This is a genomic window from Pseudomonas sp. EL_65y_Pfl1_R83 (genome assembly GCF_963970695.1).
Classification (GTDB): domain Bacteria; phylum Pseudomonadota; class Gammaproteobacteria; order Pseudomonadales; family Pseudomonadaceae; genus Aquipseudomonas; species Aquipseudomonas tritici.
Window position 1 is genome coordinate 1 of the sequence record NZ_CAXAQI010000369.1, and the last position, 470, is coordinate 470.

Below are 470 nucleotides of genomic sequence, written 5' to 3' on the forward strand. Positions count from 1 at the left end.
CGCGGCCTCGCGCGGGCCTCTCGCGGCGACAAGGCGGAGCTGCGGGTGATCTATTGCCTCGCCGACTGCTGGATGTCCTGGAACGCGGCGAAACGTGCGATCGCTGATGGCTATCGCAACAGCGCCTGGTACCCCGAAGGCACCGATGCCTGGGAGCGCGCGAAGCTGCCGACGGAGGAGGCGCAGCCGGAGCCGAGGCCGCAGCAGTAAGGCCCTATTGCTTCTGCAGCTTCGTGATCGTCGCCGCGCCATTGCTGTCGGTCACCGCGAACGTCACGCGGTCGCCGGCATGCACGGCATCCAGCATCGCGGCATCCTTCGCCTTGTACTGCTGAACCGCCCCGGCGCCCGCGCTGGCGCCGACGGTGCCCTTCTGGGTTTCCTGGATCGAGATCGTGTTGCCGAGACGGTCGATCCTGGTGACCATCCCGGGCAGGTCGTCGGCAAACGCAGGTGATCCAAGCATCGCG

1 protein-coding gene and 1 pseudogene are annotated in these 470 nt (G+C 67.7%); one reads left to right on the forward strand and one right to left on the reverse strand.

Features of this window, described 5'->3' with window-relative positions:
* Positions 1-210: pseudogene (locus AACY08_RS29340) on the forward strand (PQQ-dependent catabolism-associated CXXCW motif protein); the annotation flags it as partial.
* A 4-nt stretch (positions 211-214) separates the two neighbouring features.
* Here AACY08_RS29340 and AACY08_RS29345 read toward each other — a convergent pair.
* A partial coding sequence (locus tag AACY08_RS29345) for a copper-binding protein (protein WP_339472588.1) occupies positions 215-470 on the reverse strand: 256 nt, incomplete at its 5' end.